At 73.3% G+C, this 21,733-nt stretch carries 17 protein-coding genes and 1 tRNA gene; 13 read left to right on the top strand and 5 right to left on the bottom strand.

The window, feature by feature from the left end; genetic code table 11:
- The first annotated feature begins 36 nt into the window (after positions 1–36).
- From I4I81_RS20635 to I4I81_RS20625, 3 genes are all read left to right on the top strand, one after another.
- A tRNA-Ala gene (locus I4I81_RS20635) sits at positions 37–109 on the top strand.
- Positions 110–395: 286 nt separating this feature from the next.
- Complete coding sequence (locus I4I81_RS20630; RefSeq protein ID WP_218616272.1) at positions 396–2,006, top strand: GGDEF domain-containing protein; 1,611 nt, start codon at positions 396–398, stop codon at positions 2,004–2,006.
- Positions 2,007–2,037: 31 nt separating this feature from the next.
- Positions 2,038–2,601: a hypothetical protein gene (locus tag I4I81_RS20625; protein ID WP_218616271.1), complete on the top strand. Its 564-nt coding sequence runs from the start codon at positions 2,038–2,040 to the stop codon at positions 2,599–2,601.
- Here the strand turns inward: I4I81_RS20625 and I4I81_RS20620 are convergent.
- On the bottom strand, positions 2,598–4,100 hold the full coding sequence (locus I4I81_RS20620) for a dolichyl-phosphate-mannose--protein mannosyltransferase (RefSeq protein ID WP_218616608.1): 1,503 nt from the start codon (positions 4,098–4,100) through the stop codon (positions 2,598–2,600). The two genes, I4I81_RS20625 and I4I81_RS20620, sit on opposite strands and share 4 nt — an antisense overlap.
- A 137-nt stretch (positions 4,101–4,237) precedes the next feature.
- On the opposite strand from I4I81_RS20620, the gene rsmI reads away from it, so the two are divergent.
- Positions 4,238–5,092 (top strand): 16S rRNA (cytidine(1402)-2'-O)-methyltransferase, encoded by an 855-nt coding sequence (rsmI, locus tag I4I81_RS20615; RefSeq protein WP_218616270.1) that lies wholly within the window; start codon positions 4,238–4,240, stop codon positions 5,090–5,092.
- Between the two features lie 215 nt (positions 5,093–5,307).
- On the opposite strand, the gene I4I81_RS20610 is transcribed toward rsmI, so the two are convergent.
- Both I4I81_RS20610 and I4I81_RS20605 read right to left on the bottom strand, forming a co-directional pair.
- Positions 5,308–6,504 carry a cation:proton antiporter gene (locus I4I81_RS20610; protein WP_218616269.1) on the bottom strand — a complete coding sequence of 399 codons (1,197 nt, stop codon included), beginning with the start codon at positions 6,502–6,504 and terminating at the stop codon, positions 5,308–5,310.
- Between the two features lie 4 nt (positions 6,505–6,508).
- Positions 6,509–6,985 carry a cation:proton antiporter regulatory subunit gene (locus tag I4I81_RS20605; RefSeq protein WP_218603625.1) on the bottom strand — a complete coding sequence of 159 codons (477 nt, stop codon included), beginning with the start codon at positions 6,983–6,985 and terminating at the stop codon, positions 6,509–6,511.
- Positions 6,986–7,019: 34 nt separating this feature from the next.
- Between I4I81_RS20605 and zwf the strand changes: the two genes are divergently transcribed.
- Together zwf and I4I81_RS20595 are read left to right on the top strand one after the other, a co-directional pair.
- The gene (gene zwf / locus I4I81_RS20600) at positions 7,020–8,384 is read left to right on the top strand and encodes a glucose-6-phosphate dehydrogenase (protein ID WP_218603626.1); all 1,365 of its coding nucleotides are present in this window, start codon (positions 7,020–7,022) and stop codon (positions 8,382–8,384) included.
- Positions 8,381–10,159 (top strand): glycoside hydrolase family 15 protein, encoded by a 1,779-nt coding sequence (locus I4I81_RS20595; RefSeq protein ID WP_218603627.1) that lies wholly within the window; start codon positions 8,381–8,383, stop codon positions 10,157–10,159. The genes zwf and I4I81_RS20595 overlap by 4 nt, the downstream gene beginning before the upstream one ends.
- On the opposite strand, the gene I4I81_RS20590 is transcribed toward I4I81_RS20595, so the two are convergent.
- Positions 10,160–10,693, bottom strand: a complete 534-nt coding sequence (locus tag I4I81_RS20590) for a CGNR zinc finger domain-containing protein (protein WP_218603628.1) — start codon at positions 10,691–10,693, stop codon at positions 10,160–10,162.
- A 38-nt stretch (positions 10,694–10,731) separates the two neighbouring features.
- Here I4I81_RS20590 and I4I81_RS20585 point away from each other — a divergent pair, with 38 nt between their 5' ends.
- Entirely contained in the window at positions 10,732–11,718 is a 987-nt protein-coding gene (locus I4I81_RS20585; RefSeq protein WP_218603629.1) for an EamA family transporter, read from the top strand.
- Here the strand turns inward: I4I81_RS20585 and I4I81_RS20580 are convergent.
- The gene (locus I4I81_RS20580) at positions 11,695–12,108 is read right to left on the bottom strand and encodes a hypothetical protein (RefSeq protein ID WP_218603630.1); all 414 of its coding nucleotides are present in this window, start codon (positions 12,106–12,108) and stop codon (positions 11,695–11,697) included. The two genes, I4I81_RS20585 and I4I81_RS20580, sit on opposite strands and share 24 nt — an antisense overlap.
- Positions 12,109–12,326: 218 nt before the next feature.
- Between I4I81_RS20580 and I4I81_RS20575 the strand changes: the two genes are divergently transcribed.
- The 6 genes from I4I81_RS20575 (at position 12,327) to I4I81_RS20545 (ending at position 21,715) form a co-directional block, all read left to right on the top strand.
- Positions 12,327–14,501: a glutamine synthetase III family protein gene (locus I4I81_RS20575; RefSeq protein ID WP_218603631.1), complete on the top strand. Its 2,175-nt coding sequence runs from the start codon at positions 12,327–12,329 to the stop codon at positions 14,499–14,501.
- Between the two features lie 152 nt (positions 14,502–14,653).
- Positions 14,654–16,444, top strand: a complete 1,791-nt coding sequence (metG, locus tag I4I81_RS20570; protein ID WP_218603632.1) for a methionine--tRNA ligase — start codon at positions 14,654–14,656, stop codon at positions 16,442–16,444.
- Between the two features lie 31 nt (positions 16,445–16,475).
- On the top strand, positions 16,476–17,291 hold the full coding sequence (locus tag I4I81_RS20565) for a TatD family hydrolase (RefSeq protein ID WP_218603633.1): 816 nt from the start codon (positions 16,476–16,478) through the stop codon (positions 17,289–17,291).
- A 298-nt stretch (positions 17,292–17,589) separates the two neighbouring features.
- Positions 17,590–19,284 carry a resuscitation-promoting factor gene (locus I4I81_RS31355; protein ID WP_218616268.1) on the top strand — a complete coding sequence of 565 codons (1,695 nt, stop codon included), beginning with the start codon at positions 17,590–17,592 and terminating at the stop codon, positions 19,282–19,284.
- A gap of 7 nt (positions 19,285–19,291) precedes the next feature.
- A complete protein-coding gene (gene rsmA, locus I4I81_RS20550; RefSeq protein ID WP_218604326.1) occupies positions 19,292–20,131 on the top strand; it encodes a 16S rRNA (adenine(1518)-N(6)/adenine(1519)-N(6))-dimethyltransferase RsmA in 840 nt (279 codons plus the stop codon).
- A 66-nt stretch (positions 20,132–20,197) separates the two neighbouring features.
- On the top strand, positions 20,198–21,715 hold the full coding sequence (locus I4I81_RS20545) for a DHA2 family efflux MFS transporter permease subunit (RefSeq protein WP_218604325.1): 1,518 nt from the start codon (positions 20,198–20,200) through the stop codon (positions 21,713–21,715).
- The last annotated feature ends 18 nt before the right edge of the window (positions 21,716–21,733 follow it).

Here is a 21,733-nt window from a genome sequence, read left to right as displayed (position 1 = left end):
CTGGTAGGGTTTCTCAGGTCCGCCTCGGCGGGCATCGGGGCTGTGGCGCAATTGGTAGCGCGCTTCGTTCGCATCGAAGAGGTCAGGGGTTCGATTCCCCTCAGCTCCACCCCGAACGGCCTGGTCAGGGTGCTCTCGCACTCGATGACCAGGCCGTTCGTCGTGTCAGCGGTGACGCAGCAGCGCCGTCGTGGGCGGTCGCCGGCGTGCCGGCGACCAGTGCCGAGACCGTCGACCGGTGCCGGGCGGTCATCCTCCGGGAGCCGGGCGTACACGAGCGTCTCGACCCGGCGGGGTTCGCCGTCCGGGCGCGCGGACGGCGTGCGCGGGCCGGACCCCGGTCCGACCGCCCCGGGGCGCTTGGTCCGGCGGCACGGCTGTGCCACGGTCTGCGCATGACGGCGACGGGCGGTGGAGTGGTGGTCGCGCGCTGGCTGGAGGCGCTGCTCGCACTCGCCCGGACCGGTCGGGACAGGTCGGAGTCCGAAACGCTCGTCGCGGTGGCCGACACCGTGCGTTCGGTGCTCGGCTACGGGTCCGTCGCGGTGAACGTGTACCGCCCGGCGTGGCACGACTACGAGGTCGTGCTCGTGATCGGGGACGCCGAGGCGAAGGCCGCGCTGATGCACACCACCAACGACTACGGGGTGCTGCACGACCAGCTGCTGCTGCCGCAGTTCGAGCGCCTCCCGGGGGTGTACTTCCTGACCGCGGGCGACGCGGTCTGGGACGACATGGAGCACACCTACACACCGGCCCCCGGGCCCGGCGACTGGCTGCCCGACGACGGACTCGTCGTCGCGCTGCGGTCGTCGACGGGGGAGCCGCTGGGTCTGCTGTCGGTGGACCAACCGGCGTCGGGGTGCCGCCCCACCGACGCGGAGCTGCAGATGCTGGTGGCCGTGAGCGCCCATGGCGCCCTCGCACTGGACACGGCCCGGCTCAACCGTGCGGCCGCGCGGCACCGTGACGCGCTGATGGCCCTCGCCGCGTTCTCGGCGCAGCTCGGTACCCACACCGCTGACGCGGCCGTGCTCGACCGGGTCCGCGCCGTGGTGACCGAGGCGTTCGGGTTCGGCTCGGTGACGGCGTACCTGCGCCGGGAGGAGTGGCTGGCCCCGGTGACCGCCGACGCCGCCCCGATCCCGCTGCGCGCGGTGGTCGCGGCGCTCGACCGGTCGGACCCGCCCGCCGAGGCCGGTTGCCCGGTGGTGGTGGGACGGGCCTGGTCCGCCCCGGCCCCGGCCCCGGCCCCGGCCCCGGCCCCGGAGACGGTGCGCGGGCGACCCGGGCCGCGGGCCTGGCACGAGGACCGGTTGCTGGTCCCGCTGTGCGGGCGCGGCGGCTCGCTCCTCGGACTGCTCGTCCTCGACGACCCGGACGACGGGCTGCTCCCCGACCCGCAGACCGTGCGGGAGCTGCGGTTGCTGGCGGATCAGGCCGCCGCGGCGCTCACGGTCGTGCAGAACCGCTCCGAGCTCGACCACCAGGCCCATCATGACGTGCTCACCGGTCTGCGGAACCGACGCGACCTGGAGGTGCTGCTCGACGAGCTGACCCGCCGCGTCGACGGGGTCGCGGTCCTGCTGTGCGACCTGGACCACTTCAAGGCCGTCAACGACCGGTTCGGCCACGCCGTCGGCGACCGGGTGCTGGAACGGGTGGGCAGCCTGCTGCGCGAGCAGGCGCGCGACGGTGACATCGCCGTCCGCTACGGGGGTGAGGAGTTCTGCCTCCTGCTCCCCGCGACCGACGACGCCGGTGCCCGGGTCGCCGCCGAGCGGCTCCGCGCGGCCACACCGACCTACCTCGCCGACATCGTCGACGGCCAGACGATGTCGGTGGGGGTGGCCGCGGTGGGGGTGGTCGGCGGTGGCGGGGAGGCTCTGCTGCGCGGGGCCGACGCCGCGCTGTACGCGGCGAAGCGGGCCGGCCGCGACTGCTGCTTCGCGGCGAGGGGTGCCGACCGTCCCGAGCGGGTCGTCCGCAGGCCCGTCCCGACCTGACGCCGGGCCGCACCCCTCCAGTCTCCGCGGGATGACGACCCTGCGCCGCGCCCTCGTCCTCGCAGCGCTCGCGGTACTGGCGGCCCTGCTCGCCGGCCTCGCCGTGCTCGACCCGTTCCACCTGCGGCACGTGCAGTGGTTCGTCGCGGTGACGGTGCTCCTGACGATCGTGCTGCTCACGGCCGCGCCGGCCGTCGCGGTGCGGCTGTTCGCGCTCCGCGTGCTCGTGCCGGTGCTGGGCGGGATCCTCGCCGTGGGATGGGCTCTCACGGCCTGGCTCGCGGTCGGCCTGGACGATCCGCGTTCGGCCGTCGTGGAGGTGGTGTCGGGCGACCGGCGGCTGGTGGTGCAGGAGGGCCAGGGGTTCTCGATCGACCCGGTGTTCGGCGTCGTGCTGCGGGCCGGGGCCGAGGGGCCCTTCGAGCAGGAGGTGCTGGTGTGGCGGGGGGATCCGGAGGGTGCGGGGCCGGACGAGGTCGCGTTCCGCGGGTCCGACGAGGTGGAGGTCCGCACCGGTGGTTGTGTCCTGGTGTCGCGGGTGGAGCCGGTGACACTGAGCGTCGACCCCGTGCACCGGGGGTCGGCGGGCTGCTAGCTCTTGGCCCGCCAGGACGGCAGCCAGAGCTGGGCGTCCCACATCTCCTGGGTGATCGGCAGCCCGTTCATGATCGGCCACATCCACGCGAAGTTGGCGACGACGAGCCCGACCCACAGCCCGACGAGCATGATCCCGGTCTGCCGGCGCTCGCGCGGGGCGTCGGCCCGGCCGAGGATCTCGCCCATCACCAGCACCGTGCCCAGCACCAGGAACGGCACGACCGGGGCCATGTAGAAGAAGTACATCTGGCGGTCGATGTTGAGGAACCACGGGACGATGCCCGCCCCGTACCCGACGAGCACGGCGGCGTAGCGCCAGTCGTGGCGGGTCGCGACGCGCCAGATCGCGAACCCCAGTACGCCGAACGCGGGCCACCACAGCGCCGGGGTGCCGATGAGCATCACGGCGCTGACGCAGTCGTTCGTGCCGCAGCCGACGACCTGCTCGCCGGAGGCGAAGTAGTAGAGCATCGGCCGCAGCCCCATCGGCCACGTCCACGGCTTCGACTCCCACGGGTGCTCGCCGCTGACGGCGGTGGTGAGGCCGGCGTGGAAGTCGAGGACGTGACCGCTGTAGTGGACGAGTGCACGCAGTGCCGCGGGCAGGAACGACGGCCCGTCGGTGGCGTAGCGGTCGATCGCGGTCTCGTTGCCGAACCACGCCCACCATCCCGACAGGTACGCCAGCACCGGCACGAGCGCGAGCGCCCACAGCGCGGGCCCGAGGTCGCGCACGACCGTGCCCCGCAACGGCCGTTCGACGCCCGCCGAGCGCCGGGCGGTGAGGTCCCAGAGCACGGCGAGCACGGCGAACGCGGCCAGCCAGTAGAGCCCCGACCACTTGATCGCGCAGCCCAGCCCGAGCAGGACGCCGGTGGCCAGGCGCCACCAGCGCCAGCCCAGCCGCGGGCCGAACGGGGTGTCGCCGATCCGGCCCTGGGCGACGACGAGCGCCATCCGTTCGCGCACGTCGTCGCGGTCGCGGACCAGCGTGGCGAACGCGGCCAGCACGAACAGCGCGGCGAACGCGTCGAGCATGCCCATCCGGGACTGCACGTGCGAGAGCCCGTCGCAGATCAGGAGGACGCCCGCGACGCCGCCGAGCAGGGTGGAGCGGGTCAGCCGCCGCGCCACCCGCACGATGATCAGGACGGCGAGCACGCCCGTGAACGCCGCCGACGCGCGCCAGCCGAACCCGTCGTAGCCGAACAGGAGCTCACCGATCGCGATGAGCTGCTTGCCCAGCGGCGGGTGCACGATCAGCTCGAAGCCGGGGTTGTCCTCGACGCCGCCGTTGCGCAGCATCTGCCAGGCCTGCGGCACGTAGTGCTTCTCGTCGAAGACGGGGGTGCCGCCGTCGGTGACACGGCCGAGATCAACGAACCGCACGACGAGCGCGACCAGCGCGAGCCCGATCGCGACGACCCAGCCGCGGACGCGGTCGGTCGGCGGCGGGGCCCCGAGGTGTGCCGGCGGGACCGGCGGGGCGGGCGCCAGCGGGGGCTCCGGGCCGAGCGGGTGGCTGCCCGGCGTCGGCTCCCGGTCGTCGACCGGGACCGTCGCGACGCGGGGGCGCGCGGCGAGGGAACGGTCGGTCACCGGCCCGATGGTAGGCCGCTCGTAGTGTGGGCCACATGTCGACCGATGCCGGAGTGCCCGGGATGCTGCTCGTGGCGGCCACCCCGCTCGGTGACGCGCGCGACGCGTCGGCCCGTCTCGTCGAGGCGATCGGCACCGCCGACGTCATCGCCGCGGAGGACACGCGGCGGTTCCGGTCGCTCGCCGCGGCGCTCGGCGTCACGGTCACCGGGAAGGTGATCAGCCATTACGACGCCGTCGAGGCGGCCCGGCTGCCCGGCCTGCTCGACGACGTGCGCGGCGGCCGCACCGTACTGCTCGTCTCCGACGCGGGGATGCCCGCGGTGTCGGACCCGGGCTACCGGCTCGTCGCCGCGGCGGCGGCGCAGGACCTGCCGGTGACGTGCCTGCCCGGCCCGTCGGCCGTCACGACGGCGCTCGTCCTCTCCGGCCTGCCGGTGGAGCGGTTCTGCTTCGAGGGCTTCGCGCCGCGCCGGGGCGGGGAGCGGACGCGGTGGCTGCAGGGCCTGGTCGCCGAGCCGCGCGCCACGGTGTTCTTCGAGTCGCCGCACCGCCTGGCCGACACCCTCGCCGCCGCCGTCACGGTGCTGGGCGCCGACCGCCGCGCCGCGGTGTGCCGGGAGCTGACGAAGAAGCACGAGGAGGTCCTGCGCGGGCCGCTGGCCGAGCTGGCCGCATGGGCGGAGGAGGGACCGGTGCGCGGGGAGATCACGGTGGTGCTGGCGGGCGCCGCACCGACGACGGCGCCGCCGGTGGAGTCGCTCGTCGACGCGGTGGCGGAGCGGGTGGCCGACGGCGAGCGGCTCAAGGACGCGGTCGCCGCGGTGGCCGGGGCGGCCGGGGTGGGCAAGCGCGACCTCTACGAGGCCGCCCTCGCCGCCCGCGACTGACCCCGCCCCGGCGAGTTTTCCGTCGGGGCACGCCGTCTTTGCCGATCGCGTCCGGGAGTGCGGGCGTCAGCGGCGGACTCGCCGAGCGGCGGCGGCAAACTCGCCGGGCGGCGGCGGCAAACTCGCGGGGTGGCGGCGGCAAACTCGCCGGGCGGCGGCGGCGAACTCGCGGGGTGGGGGCGGCAAACTCGCCGGGTGGGGGTCGGGGGGCGGGGTCAGGGGCCGGGGGCCGGGACCGTCGCGACCGGGCTCGGGGTGCCGCGGAGCCTCCGCACCACCGGTTCCACCACCCGGGCCGCCACCGGGCCGATCACGGCCATGAGCAGGACGTAGGTGGTGGCCAGTGCGGCGAGCCGGTCGTCGACGGCCGCGTAGCTCACCGCCAGCCCCGCGATGACGATCGAGAACTCCCCGCGGGCCACGAGCGCGGCCCCGGCCCGGGCGCGGCCGAGCGGGCCGATGCCCTGCCTCCGCGCCGCCCACCAGCCCGTCGCGATCTTCGTGGCGGTGGTGGAGACGGCGAGCACGACGGCCCAGCCGAGCATCGGCGGGATCGACGCCGGGTCGGTGTTGAGGCCGAACACGACGAAGAACACGGCGGCGAACAGGTCGCGCAGCGGTTCGAGCAGTTTGGTGGCGTTCTCCGCGGTGGACCCGGAGATCGCGATGCCGAGCAGGAACGCCCCGACGGCGGCGGAGACCTGCATCGCCTGCGCGAACCCGGCGACGAGCAGGGCGAGCCCGAGCACCTTGAGCAGGAAGACCTCGCGGTCGGGGGAGTCGACGAGCGCGGAGACGTAGCGGCCGTAGCGCAGCGCCACCAGCAACACGACCGCGAGCACCGCCACCGACACCGCGACGGCCGTGAGCCCGCCGACCAGTGACACCCCGATCAGCACCGCCGTGAGGATCGGCAGGTAGACGGCCATCACGAGGTCCTCGAACACGAGGATCGACAGCACCACCGGGGTCTCGCGGTTGCCGAGGCGGCCGAGGTCGGCGAGCACCTTCGCGATGATCCCGGACGAGGAGATGTAGGTGACGCCGCCGAGCACCAGCGCCCCGACCGGGCCCCAGCCCAGGATCAGCGCGACGGCGACGCCCGGCGCGGCGTTGAGCACGATGTCGAGCAGCCCCGCCGTCCACGACCGCTTCAGCCCGGTGACGAGCTCGGCCGCGGAGTACTCCAGCCCGAGCAGCAGGAGCAGCAGCACCACGCCGACCTCGCCGGCCAGACTCGTGAACTCCTCGATGCCGCCCAGCGGGACGAGCCCGCCGTTGCCGAACGCCAGGCCGCCGATCAGGTAGAGCGGGATCGGGGAGAGCCCGATCCGGCCGGCGAGGCGGCCCAGCAGCCCGAGCACGAAGAACACCCCGCCCAGCTCGAGCAGGTGCAGGGCCGATTCCTCCACGGCGTCAGCCCTTCTTCAGGATCGCGACGGCGTTGTCGAGCCCTTCGGTCGTGCCGACGGTGACCATGAGGTCGCCCGCGGTCAGCGTGAAGTCGGGAGTGGGCGACGGCAGGACCTGGCCCGCGCGCATCACCGCGACGACGGACACCCCGGTGCGCGTGCGCAGGGCGGTGTCGCCCAGCGTGCGCCCGTCGAACGGCGGCCCGACCGGGATCTGCCGGGTGTGGATCCCCGGCAGCTCGCGGTGTTCGCCGGTGAGCTGGGCCACGAGCTGCGGCCCGCCGAGCAGGTTGGCCAGCGCCCCGGCCTCGTCGGGCGCGAGCGGGATCTCGGCCAGCGAGGCGTCCGGGTCGTCGACGTGGGAGATGATCAGCTCGATCTGGCCGTCGCGGTGGGAGACGACCCCCACGCGGCGGCCGTTGCGCAGCGCGAAGTCCTTGCGTACACCGATGCCTGGGAGCGGCGTCACCTCTACGTTCACGTGTCCACGGTAGCCGTAGCGGGTAGCTCGTCCCATGACGTCACCCCACGTCCTGGTCCTGTTCGGCGCGTCCGGCGACCTGGCGAAGCGCAAGTTGTTCCCGGGCCTGTTCCGCCTGCACCGCGCGGGGCTCCTGCCGGATGTCCGGATCATCGGCACCGGCCGGCACTCGCCCGGCTCCGACGAGGAGTTCCGCGACTCGGTCGCCCCCGAGGACGGGGGTGACGAGTGGGCGGGGTTCGCGTCCGGCATCCGGTTCGTCGTGTCCTCGGCCGACGACGGCGACGACCTCGCGGCGGCCGTCGCCGAGGCCGAGAAGGACCTCGGCGGCGACGACGTCCGGCGGCTGCTCTACCTGTCGGTGCCCCCGTCGGCGATGGAACCGATGATCGCGATGCTCGACTCCACCGGTCTCGCCGAGCGCGCGCACCTCGTCCTGGAGAAGCCGTTCGGCAGCGACCTGGCCTCGGCGAAGGCGCTCAACGAGGCGGTCCTGGGCACCTTCGGCGAGGACGACGTCTTCCGCATCGACCACTTCCTGGGCAAGGAGGCGGTGCAGAACATCCTCGCGCTGCGCTTCGCCAACGGGCTGATGGAGCCGGTCTGGAACGCCCAGCACATCGCCTACGTGCAGATCGACGTGCCCGAGGAGATCGGGATCGAGGGCCGGGCGTCTTTCATGGAGTCGACGGGCACGTTCCGCGACATGATCTCCACGCACCTGTTCCAGCTGCTCGGGTTCGTCGCGCTGGAACCGCCCGTCGTCCTCGACGCCGACGCGCTGCACGAGGAGAAGGCCAAGGTCTTCCGTGCGGTCCGCCCGCTCGACCCCGGGCGCGTGGTGTTCGGCCAGTACGCGGGCTACCGCGACGAGGACGGCGTCGACGACGACTCCGACGTCGAGACGTTCGTCGCGATCGAGGCCCACGTCGACAACTGGCGGTGGAAGGGCGTGCCGTTCCTGCTGCGCACCGGCAAGTCGATGGGCGCCACCCGGCGGACGATCACGCTCGGTTTCCGGGAGCCGCCGCTGGCGATGTTCGAGGGCGAGACCGACGGCGCGCCGAACGAGCTGGTGCTGGAGCTGACCGACGAGCCGCACATCTCCCTCGACATCCGCACCAAGACGCCCGGACCCGAGCTCGTGCTGCAGGCCCACACGCTGTCGCTGCGGTTCGGCGGCGAGGACTCGCTGGAGGCCTACGAGAAGCTCCTCCTCGACGCGATGGCGGGCGACCACACGCTGTTCACCAGCACGCGCGAGGTGGAGCGGCTCTGGGAGCTGTGCGATCCGGTGCTCGCCGACCCGCCGCCCGTGCGCACCTACGAGCAGGGGTCGTGGGGACCGCAGGAGGCGCTCGACCTGGCGGGCGAGCGCGGCTGGCGGCTGCCCGGGTGAGCTACCTCCCGATCGCCGAGCACGGCCTGATCGGCGACCTGCGCTCGGCCGCGCTCGTCGGCACCGACGGCACCGTCGACTGGTTCTGCCCCGGCCGCTTCGACGCGCCCAGCGCGTTCGCCGCCGTCCTCGACACCGAGGGCGGCGGGCACTGGGCGATGACGCCGACCTGCGAGGTCGCCTCGCGCAGCCAGTTCTACTACCCGGACTCCGCCGTGCTCGTCACGCGCTTCCTCACCGAGCACGGCATCGTCGAGTGCCAGGACTTCATGCCCGTCGGCGACGGTCCGCAGCGACTGGTGCGGCGCGTGCTGAACGTGCGGGGCGAGGTCGGGATGCGGACCGAGGTCGTGCCGCGCCCCGGGTACGCGCGCGAGCGGGCCGCGGCCAAGGCGGTGCCGGGCGGCGTCCTGTTCACCGGCGAGGACCTGACGCTCGCCCTGGGCAGCTCCGTCGCGCTGACGACGGGCGACGCCGACGCGTCCGCGGAGTTCCGGCTCGACGCGGGGGAGAGCGCGCTGTTCGTGCTCGCCGTCGGGGACCCCTCCGACGACGTGCCGGACGACCTCGCGCCGTCCGACGTCGACGCGCTGTTCGACGCCACGCTGCGGTTCTGGCGCGACTGGCTCACCAGCTCGACCTACACCGGGCGCTGGCGCGAGATGGTGCACCGCTCCGCGATCACGCTCAAGCTGCTGACCCACGAACCGACCGGCGCGATCGTCGCCGCCCCGACGATGGGGCTGCCCGAGGAGCTCGGCGGCGAGCGCAACTGGGACTACCGCTACGTGTGGCTGCGCGACGCCGCGTTCTCCCTCTACGCACTGCTGCGCCTGGGGTTCACCCGCGAGGCGGGCGCGTTCGTCGGGTGGCTGACCGACCGCTTCACCGAGCCGCGCGACGACGAGAGCGGCCCGCTGCGCGTCATGTACACCATCGACGGCGACCCGTCGCCCGCCGAGGTCGAGCTGGAGCACCTGTCCGGCTACCGCGGCTCGGCGCCGGTGCTCGTCGGCAACGGGGCGGGCGACCAGCTCCAGCTCGACGTCTACGGCGAGATCATCGACTCGGTCTACCTCTACGACAAGTACGGCGCCGGGATCTCCCACGACGACTGGCGGAACCTCTGCGGGGCCATCGACTGGCTGCGCGAGCACTGGGACCGGCCCGACGAGGGCATCTGGGAGACCCGCGGCGGCCGCGGCGACCACGTCTACTCGCGGCTGATGTGCTGGGTCGCGCTGGAGCGCATGATCCGGATGGCCCGCCGTCGTGGCCTGCCCGGTGACCTCGCCGGGTGGACCACGACCCGCGACGAGATCTACCACCAGATCATGGACCGCGGCTGGGACGCGGAGCGCGGCGCGTTCGTGCAGCGCTACGACGCCGACACGCTCGACGCGTCGGTGCTGCTCATGCCGATGGTCAAGTTCGTGGCGCCGACCGAGCCGCGGTTCCTCTCGACGCTGCGCGCGATCGAGGAGGAGCTCGTCGTCGACACCCTGGTCTTCCGCTACGACGCCCCGGACGGCATCGACGGCGACGAGGGCACGTTCTCGATGTGCTCGTTCTGGTACGTCGAGGCGCTCACCCGCGCCGGACGGCTGCCGGAGGCCCGGGTGGCGCTGGAGAAGATGTTCACCTACGCCAACCACCTCGGGCTCTACGCCGAGGAGATCGGTCTGACCGGCGACCAGCTGGGCAACTTCCCGCAGGCCTTCACCCACCTGTCGCTGATCAGCGCGGCGATCAACCTGGACCGGGCGCTGGGCTGATCACCCCGACCGGCGCGCCCGGTAGGCCGCGGCGGCCACGCGGTTGGTGCACGCCGTACTGCAGAAGCGCCGCGAGCGGTTACGGGACAGGTCGACGACCACCCCCTCGCAGGTGTCGTCGGCGCAGATCGACAGCCGGGCCATCTCGTCGGCGCGGATGACGTCGACCATCGCCATCGCGGTCTCCACGGCGATCTGGTCGGCCAGCGGGGCGGCGGGGTCGGTGGCGTGCAGGTGGTAGTCCCAGCCGTCGTGGCGCACCAGCCGCGGCCGGGCGTCGCGCTCGGCCAGCGTCCGGTTGACGAGCAGGACCGCGGTGTCCCGGTCGGCGGTGAGCAGCTCGCGCAGCGGCCCGCGCAGCGCCCGGACCTCCTCCAGCTCGGCGGCGTCGCCGTCATGGGTGCCGGTGTAGGCGAACTCGACGTAGAACGCGTCGAGCTCGGCGACCGTCGTCAGGGTGTCGGGCGCCAGTGCGGAGTTGGCGAGGACGACCGCCGCCTGCAGCGACATGTTGGTGTCATGAGCGAAGACCACGTTGACACCTTACGCACCGACACCTAGCGTCATGACCCATGGCGACGTTGACACATGACAGCTCCGCGCGGCTCACCTCGGGGCTGGGCCTGGCCGTGGTGTCCGCGGCGTCGTTCGGCCTCTCCGGTCCGCTGGCCAGAGGGTTGATGGACGCGGGCTGGTCCGCGGCCGCGGCGGTGGCGGTCCGGGTGCTGCTGGCGGCGCTGGTGCTCGTGCCGGTCGCGCTGCGGCAGCTGCGCGGGCGCTGGGCCCCGGTCCGGCGCAACGTCGGGCTGCTCGTCGGGTTCGGCCTGCTCGCCGTCGCCGGGTGCCAGCTGGCGTACTTCACCGCGGTGGCGCACATGGAGGTCGGGGTCGCGCTGCTCATCGAGTACACCGCGCCCGTCGCGGTCGTGCTGTGGCTCTGGCTGCGGCAGGGCCAGCGACCCGGCCGGTTGACGGCGCTCGGTGCCGTGCTCGGGGCCGCCGGTCTGGTGCTCGTACTCGACGTGCTGTCCGGCGCCGACGTCAGCGTCGTCGGGGTGCTGTGGGCCCTGGGGGCGATGGTCGGGGCGGCGTCGTACTTCGTGCTGTCCTCGCGCGACGTCGAGGGTCTGCCCGCCGTCGTGCTGGCCGCGGGCGGTCTGCTCGTCGGCGGCGTCACCCTGCTGCTCGCGGGGGCGGTGGGGATCCTGCCGTTCACGGTGTCGGCCGCACCGGTCGCGTTCAGCGGGTTCGTCGTGGCGTGGTGGGTCCCGGTGCTCGCGCTCGGCCTCGTCACCGCCGCGCTCGCCTACGTCAGCGGCATCGCGGCCACCCGCAGGCTCGGCTCGCGCCTCGCGTCCTTCGTCGCCCTGGGTGAGGTGCTCGCCGCGCTCGTCTTCGCGTGGGTGCTGCTGGCGGAGGCGCCGTCGGTGGTCCAGCTGCTCGGCGGCCTGCTGATCCTGGCCGGCGTCGTCGTGGTCAAGGCGGGGGAGGCGCGGACGGTCACCGTGCCGTCGGTGGTGCCGGCGTCCGTCGCATCAGCGCCCGCTCCGCCGGCGTGACGGCGCCGCCAGCCGGGCGGTGTGCCAGGCCAGTGCCTTGTCCTCGTCGAAGTAGAGGTCGTGCCGATGCCGGTGCACCGCGACCGGATGACGGGTGGTGGCGCGGCGGGCGTAGAGGTCGGCGAGCACGGGCTCGGGCAGTCCGGCGAGCCGGGCCAGCTCGGCGCGGCTGATCAGCGTGCGGCCGTTGCGCACGATCCGGGCCGGCGAGGGCGCGGGATGGAGCTGGGCGTGGATCCACGCGAGCAGCGTGGCCTCGTCGAAGTAGCGGCGCCTGCCCACGGCGGCGACCGGCGGCGGGTGCCCGTTGCGGTCGCGGTCGCGGTACCAGGCCTCCCCGGTCGTCGCGGGGACGCCGAGGCGGCGGAGCAGCTCCGCCCGGGTGGTCACGATCCGACCGTCGTGGAGGCGGCGGTCAGGTGACGACACGGTCACGAGACTAGGGCGGTCGCCGTGATCGATCGGCCGATCGGCGAAAGCGGCACGGGGATTTGACCTGGCGCACGCCGGTGTCACAGGGACGAAACACCACCGGCACGGCGGATTCGTAGCGTCGATCGGCCGAGCTCGTGCGCGGCCGTGGAGCGAGCCGATCGAAGGGCCGGAAAATGAGTGGAAACACCGTTCGTCTGCAGGCGATCAAGGACGTCGAGGCCTACGTCCCGCCGACGATCAGCTACGCCGGGGAGGCCCCCGGCGAGGTGTTCGGCGAGAACGTGTTCAACAGGGCCGTGATGCAGAAGCGGCTGCCGAAGTCGGTGTTCCGGTCGGTCATGGCGACGATCGAGCGCGGTGCCCGGCTCGACCCCCTGGTCGCCGACGCCGTCGCGTCCGCGATGAAGGACTGGGCCCTGGAGAAGGGCGCCACCCACTACGCGCACGTCTTCTACCCGCTGACCGGGCTCACCGCGGAGAAGCACGACAGCTTCCTGGAGCCCGTCGCCGACGGCTCCGCGCTCGCCGAGTTCGCCGGGAAGACCCTCGTCCAGGGCGAGCCGGACGCGTCCAGCTTCCCCAGCGGAGGGCTGCGCAACACCTTCGAGGCCCGTGGCTACACCGGCTGGGACGTCACCAGCCCGGCGTACGTCCTGGAGAACCCGAACGGCAACACCCTGTGCATCCCGACGGTGTTCGTCTCGATGACCGGTGAGGCGCTCGACCACAAGACGCCGCTGCTGCGCTCGCAGCAGGCGATGGGCGTGCACGCCGAGCGCGTGCTGAAGCTGTTCGGGCACGAGAGCCCGGGCCACATCGTGTCGTTCTGCGGCCCGGAGCAGGAGTACTTCCTGGTCGACCGGCACTTCTTCCTCGCCCGGCCCGACCTGCTCAACGCCGGCCGCACCCTGTTCGGCGCGAAGCCGCCGAAGGGGCAGGAGTTCGACGACCACTACTTCGGCGCCATCCCCGAGCGCGTGCTCGGGTTCATGATGGACACCGAGCGGGAGCTGTTCAAGCTCGGCATCCCGGCGAAGACGCGGCACAACGAGGTCGCCCCCGGGCAGTTCGAGATCGCGCCGATGTTCGAGCGCGCCAACGTCGCCGCCGACCACCAGCAGCTGCTGATGACGACGTTCAAGACCATCGCGAAGAAGCACGGGATGGAGTGCCTGTTCCACGAGAAGCCGTTCGAGGGCGTCAACGGGTCGGGCAAGCACGTCAACTTCTCGCTCGGCAACGCCGACCTGGGCAGCCTGCTGGTCCCCGGTGACACCCCGCACGAGAACGCCCAGTTCCTGGTGTTCTGCGCCGCGGTGATCCGCGCGGTGCACAAGTACTCGGGCCTGCTGCGCGCGTCGGTGGCATCGGCGACGAACGACCACCGCCTCGGGGCCAACGAGGCGCCTCCCGCGATCATCTCGATCTTCCTCGGCGACCAGCTCGCCGACGTGTTCGACCAGATCGCCAGGGGCCGCGCCACGTCGTCGAAGAGCAAGGGGACGATGACGATCGGCGTCGACACGCTGCCGGTCCTGCCCACCGACCCCGGCGACCGCAACCGGACCAGCCCGTTCGCCTTCACCGGCAACCGGTTCGAGTTCCGCGCCCCGGGCTCGATGCAGACCGTCGCCGGGCCGATGGTCACGATTAACACGATCATGGCCGAGGCTCTGGACCACTGCGCCACCGAGCTGGAGACCGCGGTCGCGGCGGGCACCGACTTCGACACCGCGGTGCAGGACCTGCTCACCGAGATCGTCGCCACGCACGGTGCGGTCGTCTTCAACGGCGACGGCTACTCCGACAAGTGGCAGGTCGAGGCGGCCGAGCGCGGCCTGCCGAACCTGCGCACCACGCTCGACGCCCTGCCGGAGCTCATCGCCGCGCCGGCGATGGAGCTGTTCGAGAAGTACGGCGTCTTCAACCACCGCGAGATGCACAGCCGCTACGAGGTCGGCCTGGAGCAGTACGCGCTGACCGTCGGCGTCGAGGCGCGGATCACCCTCGAGGTCGGGTCGACGTCGATCCTCCCGGCGGCGGTCCGGCACCAGACGGAGCTCGCCGTCAACCTCGGCGCGCTGAGGTCGGCCGGGGTGGAGGCCGACGCGGCGGCGCTCACCGAGGTCACGGCCCCGCTCACCGACCTGCGCGCCGCGCTGGCGACGCTGAAGGCCGCACTGGCGGTCGAGCCGGGCGAGACCGCGCTCGACGAGGCCGAGCACGCCCGCGACGAGCTGCTGCCCGCGATGGCGGCGGTGCGCGGGGCGGCCGACGTGCTCGAGGGCGTCGTGGCCGACGACCTCTGGCCGCTGCCGACCTACCAGGAGATGCTCTACATCCTCTGAGGCCACCCGTCCCGCGAGTCGCTGTTTCCCCGCCCCCGAGTCGCCCACCGACTCGGGGGCGGGATTCCGGCGACTCGCGGGGGTGGGGTGTCGTGCCGGCGGTCGGTCGGCCGCAGGGAACCGCGTTGTGCCGCGGGCCTACGCTGGTCACCATGAGTTCCCACGTGCTGACCGCCGTGGCCTGGCCCTACGCCAACGGCCCGCGGCACATCGGTCACGTCAGCGGTTTCGGCGTGCCCTCCGACGTCTTCTCCCGCTACCGGCGGATGGTCGGCGACGACGTGCTGATGGTCAGCGGCACCGACGAGCACGGCACGCCGATCCAGGTGCAGGCCGACGCCGAGGGGCTCACGCCGCGCCAGCTCGCCGACAAGTACAACCGCGTGATCGTGGAGGACCTGCAGGGCCTCGGCCTGTCCTACGACCTGTTCACGCGCACCACCACGAGCAACCACTACGCGGTCGTGCAGCAGCTGTTCCTGGCGCTGCACAAGAACGGCTACGTGTTCACGAAGAAGGCGATGGGCGCGATCAGCCCGTCGACCGGCCGGACGCTGCCCGACCGCTACGTCGAGGGCACCTGCCCGATCTGCGGCTACGAGCACGCGCGCGGCGACCAGTGCGACAACTGCGGCAACCAGCTCGACCCGGCCGACCTCAAGAACCCGAAGTCGAAGATCAACGGGGAGACGCCGGTCTTCGTCGAGACCGAGCACTTCTTCCTCGACCTGCCCGCGTTCGCCGAGTCGCTGGGGTCGTGGCTGTCCACGCGCACCGACTGGCGCCCGAACGTCCTGAAGTTCTCGGCCAACCTCGCCGCCGACCTCAAGCCGCGCGCGATCTCCCGCGACCTCGACTGGGGCGTCCCGATCCCGCTCGACGGCTGGAGCGACCAGCCGATGAAGCGGCTCTACGTCTGGTTCGACGCGGTCATCGGCTACCTGTCGGCGTCGGTGGAGTGGGCGCGGCGCGGGCCCGACCCGGACGCGTGGAAGAAGTGGTGGACCGACCCGTCGGCCCAGGCCTACTACTTCATGGGCAAGGACAACATCGTCTTCCACTCCGTCATCTGGCCGGCGCTGCTGCTCGGCCAGAACGGCGCGGGCGACAAGGGCGGCACGCCGGGCGCGTTCGGCACGCTGAACCTGCCCGACGAGATCGTGTCGTCGGAGTTCCTGACGATGAGCGGGTCGAAGTTCTCCACCAGCCGCGGCACCGTCATCTACGTGACCGACTTCCTGAAGGAGTTCGGTCCCGACGCGCTGCGCTACTTCATCGCCACCGCCGGCCCGGAGAACCAGGACACCGACTTCACCTGGGACGAGTTCGTGCGCCGCACCAACTTCGAGCTGGCCAACGAGTGGGGCAACCTCGTCAACCGCTCGATCTCCATGGCGCACAAGAACGTCGGCGCCATCCCGAAGCCGACCGCGCCGACCGACGCCGACGCCGAGCTGCTCGCCGCGTCGAAGGCCGGGTTCGACTCGGTGGGCGCGCTGCTCGCGCGCAACCGGTTCAAGCAGGCCTCGGGCGAGGCGATGCGGATCGTCACGCTGGCCAACCGGTACCTGAGCGACCAGGAGCCGTGGAAGCGCAAGGACGACCCCGACCGCCGCGACACGATCCTGCACACCGCGCTCCAGGTCGTGTCCGACGCCAACACGCTGCTCACCCCGTTCCTGCCGCACTCCGCGCAGCAGGTGCACGAGGCGCTGGGCGGCAGCGGGGTGTGGGCGGCGCAGCCGGAGATCCGCGAGGTCGAGGAGCTCGGTGACGGCCCCGGCTACCCGGTCCTCACCGGCGACTACGCGGGGGAGCAGGCGAGCTGGGCGAGCACGCCGATCGAGATCGGCCGCCCGCTGGGCAAGCCGAACCCGATCTTCAAGAAGCTGGACCCGGAACTGGGGGAGACGGGACCGGACTGGGCCCCGATCGCGAAGTGACCGGGCTGCCGCACGGGTGCCGGAGGCGCAGGTGAGGCGGCCCGCACCGGAGCCACCGGAACCGCTCGGTGTGCCCACCGTCGACTCCCACACCCATCTCGACGCCTGCGGTTGCGCGAGCGCCGAGGACGTCCGGGCCGCGATGGACCGCGCCGCGGCCGTCAACGTCACGCGAGCGGTCACCATCGCCGACGACCTCGACGGCGCCCGGTTCGCCGTCCGCGCCGCCCACTGGGACGACCGCGTCCACGCCGCCGTCGCCCTGCACCCGACGCGCACCGCCGCCGTCACCGACGCGGAGCGGGCCGAGATCGAGGCGCTGGCGGCGGACCCGCGGGTCGTCGCGGTGGGGGAGACGGGGCTCGACTACCACTGGGACCACTCCCCGCCCGACGCCCAGCAGCGCGAGTTCCGCTGGCACATCGACCTCGCCAAGCGCCTGCGCAAGCCGCTGATGATCCACGACCGCGACGCGCACGCCGACGTCCTGCGGATCCTCCGCGAGGAGGGGGCGCCGGAGGCGGTGGTGTTCCACTGCTTCTCCGGCGACGCGGCGATGGCGCGCGAATGCGTCGACGCCGGGTACGTGCTGTCGTTCGCGGGGCCCGTGACGTTCAAGAACTCCCGCGACCTGCAGGAGGCGGCGGTGCTGGTGCCCGAGGAGTCGTTCCTCGTGGAGACCGACGCCCCGTTCCTGACGCCGCACCCGCACCGCGGCCGGGCCAACGAGCCGTACTGCCTGCCGTGGACGGTGCGCGGCATCGCGGCGCTGCGCGGGGTGATGGCCGAGGACGTCGCCGACGCCGCGCGCCGCAACGCCGAGAGGATCTTCGCTCTCGACGCCTGACGGCGCGCCGGGCGGCTGATCGGGTCGCTGAGGTGTCATCCGTCGTGCCGGGTGGCTCGCCTGGCGTAGGAGATGCACGTTCGGCGTAGTGAAGTGGCCGCTCGGCGCTCACGGTGTGTCGCAAGCCAACGCATCCGGTCACCGCCCGTTACGGTTCCGTGATCGCTCAAGCCGGGGTGGGGAACGCTCCCCAGCACAGCGGCCGCGGTGGTTCGAGGCGCTCCCCCAGCACGACGCCCTCGGACCGCCGCGGCCGGTGATTCCTCCCCTGCCCGGGTCCGTCGAGGTCAGGATCGCTGTGGTCGACGTATCCGCGCGCGCGCGACGCCGTGCCGCACTCGCCCGCGTGGGCGAGTTCGTGCCCTCCGAGCCGCTGTCCCCCCAGCCGTCGCCGTCCTCCCAGTCACTGCGCGTCGGCGGCCCGGACTCCCTCCCCCTCGACGACGACCACTGGTTCGGCACCGCCGACGAGTTCCCGGCCCCCTCCGCGGCGCCCGCGAGCGAGATGTGGCCCGCCGAGACGGCCTTCGGCCGCCCGGACCGCATGCGCCGCCTCGGCATCCCCGAGATCGAGAGCCTGCCCCCGACCGGCCCGATCGCCCTGGTGCGCAACGACCTGGTGCGCGACGACCAGCGGCCCGAGGAGCTCACCGGCGAGCTGGCCCCGTACTCCGACGACCTGACCGGCCCCCTCCCGGTCGCTGCCCCGGTCGACGACGAGCCGCACACCGAGCAGTTCGCGGCGATCGCGCCGGACGCCCCTGTCGCGATCCCGGCGGCCGCCGACGAGACCCCCGCCGACGAGCCCCCCGCCGACGAGACCCCCGCCATCGAGCGGTCCGCCGCCACGCGGGTCCCCGACCCCCGACGCGCGCGCACCACCACCCGGGTCGGCGTCCGCGCCACCGTGCTGGCCGTGCTGCTCGCCCTCGTCGGCGGTGGCGCGAGCGCACTGGCGATGGACAAGACCGTCGTGCTCTCCGTCGACGGCCAGGAGCGCACGCTCCACACGTTCGCCGGTGACGTCGCGGGTGCGCTGGCCGCGGCGGGCCTGGCCCCGACCCCGCAGGACCGCGTGCAGCCCGCGCTGCCCACCGACGTGGCCGACGGCGACTACATCATCGTCAACCGCGCCCGCCCGCTCACGCTCGTCGAGGGCGGCCAGGAGCGGCAGATCTGGACCACGGCCGCGTCCGTCCAGGACGCGCTGGCCGGTCTGGGTCTCGACGCCGCGCCGATCCAGATGTCGGCGTCGCCGGAGGCCCCGATCCCGCTGTCCGGGCTCGCGCTGGAGCTGAACATCCCCCGCACGGTCAGCCTGGCCGACGGCTCCGCCGCGCAGGTGCCCGTCACGACCATGGCCGGCACCGTCGCCGGGCTGCTCGCCGAGCAGGGCGTCACCCTCGGCCCCGACGACGTCTCGGTCCCCAGCCCCGACTCGATCCTCGCCGAGGGCACCGCGATCCAGATCGTCCGCAACGGTGAGGGCGAGGTCATCGAGACCCGCACCATCGAGCCGCCCGAGCAGATCGTCGAGGACCCGGAGATGCCGCGCGGCGACCGCGAGGTCGTCGACCCGGGAACCCCCGGCGAGCAGACCGCGGTCGTGCGGGTCTTCGTCCAGAACGGCCAGGAGGTACGCCGCGTGCAGGTGCGCGCCGGGTCGACGACGCCGCCGACGCCGCGGATCGTGAAGGTCGGCACCAACGACGACGTGCCGCAGGCCCCCGTGGTCTCCGACGGCGGCGTGTGGGACCGGCTCGTGCAGTGCGAGGCCACCGGCAACTGGGCGATCAACACCGGCAACGGCTACTACGGCGGGCTGCAGTTCGACCGCTCCACCTGGCACGCCTACGGCGGCGGCGAGTACGCCGACCTGCCGCACCAGGCCAGCCGCGAGGAGCAGATCGCGATCGCCACGAAGGTCCGCGACGACCGCGGCGGCTACGGAGCCTGGCCCGCCTGTTCACGCAAGCTGGGCCTGCCGCGATGATTCGGGCGTGACCGGACCCTCCCGACTGCTCGGCCCGGCGGAGGTGCGGGCCCTCGCCGACGAGCTGGGCCTGCGACCGACGAAGAAGCTCGGCCAGAACTTCGTGCACGACCCGAACACGGTGCGCCGCATCGTGAAGGCCGCGCAGCTCTCGCCGGACGACGTGGTCGTGGAGGTCGGCCCGGGCCTCGGGTCGCTGACGCTCGCGCTGCTGCCCGAGGTGGCGGGCGTGCACGCCGTCGAGATCGATCCGCTGCTCGCCGCCCGGCTGCCCGCCACCGTCGCCGACCGGGCCCCGTCGCTGGCCGACCGGCTCACCGTCGTCGGCGCCGACGCCCTGCGTGTCACCGCCGCGCAGTTGCCGGGCGCCACCGCCCTGGTCGCGAACCTGCCCTACAACGTCGGCGTGCCGGTCGTGCTGCACCTGCTCGCGGAGCTGCCCGCGCTGCGCCGGGGCCTGGTGATGGTGCAGGCCGAGGTGGCCGAGCGCCTGGCCGCGGCGCCGGGCAGCAAGGCCTACGGCGTGCCGAGCGCGAAGCTGGCCTGGTACGCCGCGGCCCGGCGGGCGGGCCCGGTGCCGCGCGCGGTGTTCTGGCCGGTGCCGGGTGTCGACTCCGGGTTGCTGGCCTTCGACCGTCGTGACCCCCCGCCCGGTGACCGCGAGGCCGTGTTCACGCTGATCGACGCCGCGTTCGCCCAGCGACGCAAGGCGCTGCGCAGCGGGCTGGCCGGCTGGGCGGGGTCGCCCGCCGCGGCCGAGGAGGCACTGCGGGCCGCCGGAATCGACCCGATGACCCGTGCCGAGCGGCTGGGGATCGACGATTTCGCCCGCCTCGCGGCGGTCTGAGCGGTTCGTCCACCTGCCGTCCGGGTTCGAGTTGTCGACCCACCCGGCCCGGCCGATACTCCGGACATGACCACCCGGCAGCCGGTGCGGGGAGCGGACGGGACCCCTGCGAACCCGTGGCCCGCCCTCTGGGCGCTCGTCCTCGGCTTCTTCATGATCCTGGTGGACTCCACGATCGTCTCCGTCGCGACGCCCGCGATCATGGCCGACCTCGGGGTCGGCGTGGACCCGGTCGTCTGGGTGACCAGTGCGTACCTGCTGGCCTACGCCGTGCCGCTGCTGGTCACCGGCCGGCTCGGCGACCGCTTCGGCCCGCGCCGGGTCTACCTCCTCGGGCTCGTGGTCTTCACGCTGGCCTCGCTGTGGTGCGGGCTGACGGACACGCTCGGCGAGCTCATCGTCGCCCGGGTGGTGCAGGGCCTCGGGGCCGCGCTGATCACGCCGCAGACGATGGCCGTGATCACCCGGACGTTCCCGGCGGAGAACCGTGGCCGCGCGATGAGCCTGTGGGGCGCCGTCGCCGGCATCGCCACCCTCGTCGGGCCGATCCTGGGCGGGGTGCTGGTCGACGGCCTCGGCTGGGAGTGGATCTTCTTCATCAACGTGCCGGTGGGCATCGTCGGGTTCGTGCTCGCCGTGCGGCTGGTGCCCGAGCTCCCGACGCACGTCCGCCGGTTCGACCTGGTCGGTGTCGCGCTCAGCGCCGTCGGCATGTTCCTGCTGGTCTTCGGCATCCAGGAGGGCCAGACCTACGACTGGGGCACGATCGTCGGCCCGATCTCGGTGTGGTCGCTGATCGTCGCGGGCGTCGTGGTGCTGGCGGGGTTCGTGCTCTGGCAGCGGCGCGCGGCGGAGCCGCTGGTGCGGCTCGCACTGTTCCGCGACCGGAACTTCAGCCTGGCCAACGTGGTGATCACGACGGTCGGCTTCACCGTCACCGCGATGGTCTTCCCGATCCTGTTCTACGCCCAGGCCGTGCTCGGGCTGAGCCCCACCGGGTCGGCGCTGCTGCTCGTGCCCATGGCGGTCGTCTCCGGCGGGCTGGCCCCGGTGGTCGGACGCCTGAGCGACCGGGTCCACCCGCGGGTGCTCGCGGGTGTCGGGCTGGCGTCGTGGTCGGTGTCGTTGGTGTGGCTCGCCGCCGTGATGGGCCCGGACACCCCGATCTGGCAGCTGCTGCTCCCGATCGCGCTGCTGGGCGTGGCCAACGGATTCGTCTGGGCTCCGGTGTCCACCACCGCCACCCGCAACCTGCCGCCCGCCGACGCCGGGGCGGGCTCGGGTGTCTACAACACCACCCGCCAGGTCGGTGCCGTTCTGGGCAGCGCGGCCATCGCGGCGCTGATCGCCTCGCGGCTCGTCGCGAACCTGCCCGCCGTACCGGGTGGCGGCGCGTCGGAGACCGTCGCGCAGCTGCCCGAGGCGCTGCACGCCGGATTCGCCACGGCGATGGCGCAGGCCCTGCTGCTGCCCGCGGGCGTGGTGCTGATCGGGCTCGTGGCGGCGCTCGGGTTCGCGCTGCCCAGGCACCTGGCGCGGTCCCGGCCGGCCACGGGGGCGACCACCGTCACCCCGGTCGGGTAGCTGCGGCGCCACCCGCGC

The sequence above is a fragment of the Pseudonocardia abyssalis genome, from assembly GCF_019263705.2.
GTDB lineage: Bacteria > Actinomycetota > Actinomycetes > Mycobacteriales > Pseudonocardiaceae > Pseudonocardia > Pseudonocardia abyssalis.
This window is presented reverse-complemented; position numbering and strand designations above follow the sequence as displayed.

Coding starts and splice junctions, on each gene's coding strand:
- I4I81_RS20630 (WP_218616272.1), top strand. CDS start 396: ATGACGGCGACGGGCGGTGGAGTGGTGGTCGCGCGCTGGCTGGAGGCG.
- I4I81_RS20625 (WP_218616271.1), top strand. CDS start 2,038: ATGACGACCCTGCGCCGCGCCCTCGTCCTCGCAGCGCTCGCGGTACTG.
- rsmI (WP_218616270.1), top strand. CDS start 4,238: ATGTCGACCGATGCCGGAGTGCCCGGGATGCTGCTCGTGGCGGCCACC.
- zwf (WP_218603626.1), top strand. CDS start 7,020: ATGACGTCACCCCACGTCCTGGTCCTGTTCGGCGCGTCCGGCGACCTG.
- I4I81_RS20585 (WP_218603629.1), top strand. CDS start 10,732: ATGGCGACGTTGACACATGACAGCTCCGCGCGGCTCACCTCGGGGCTG.
- I4I81_RS20575 (WP_218603631.1), top strand. CDS start 12,327: ATGAGTGGAAACACCGTTCGTCTGCAGGCGATCAAGGACGTCGAGGCC.
- metG (WP_218603632.1), top strand. CDS start 14,654: ATGAGTTCCCACGTGCTGACCGCCGTGGCCTGGCCCTACGCCAACGGC.
- I4I81_RS20545 (WP_218604325.1), top strand. CDS start 20,198: ATGACCACCCGGCAGCCGGTGCGGGGAGCGGACGGGACCCCTGCGAAC.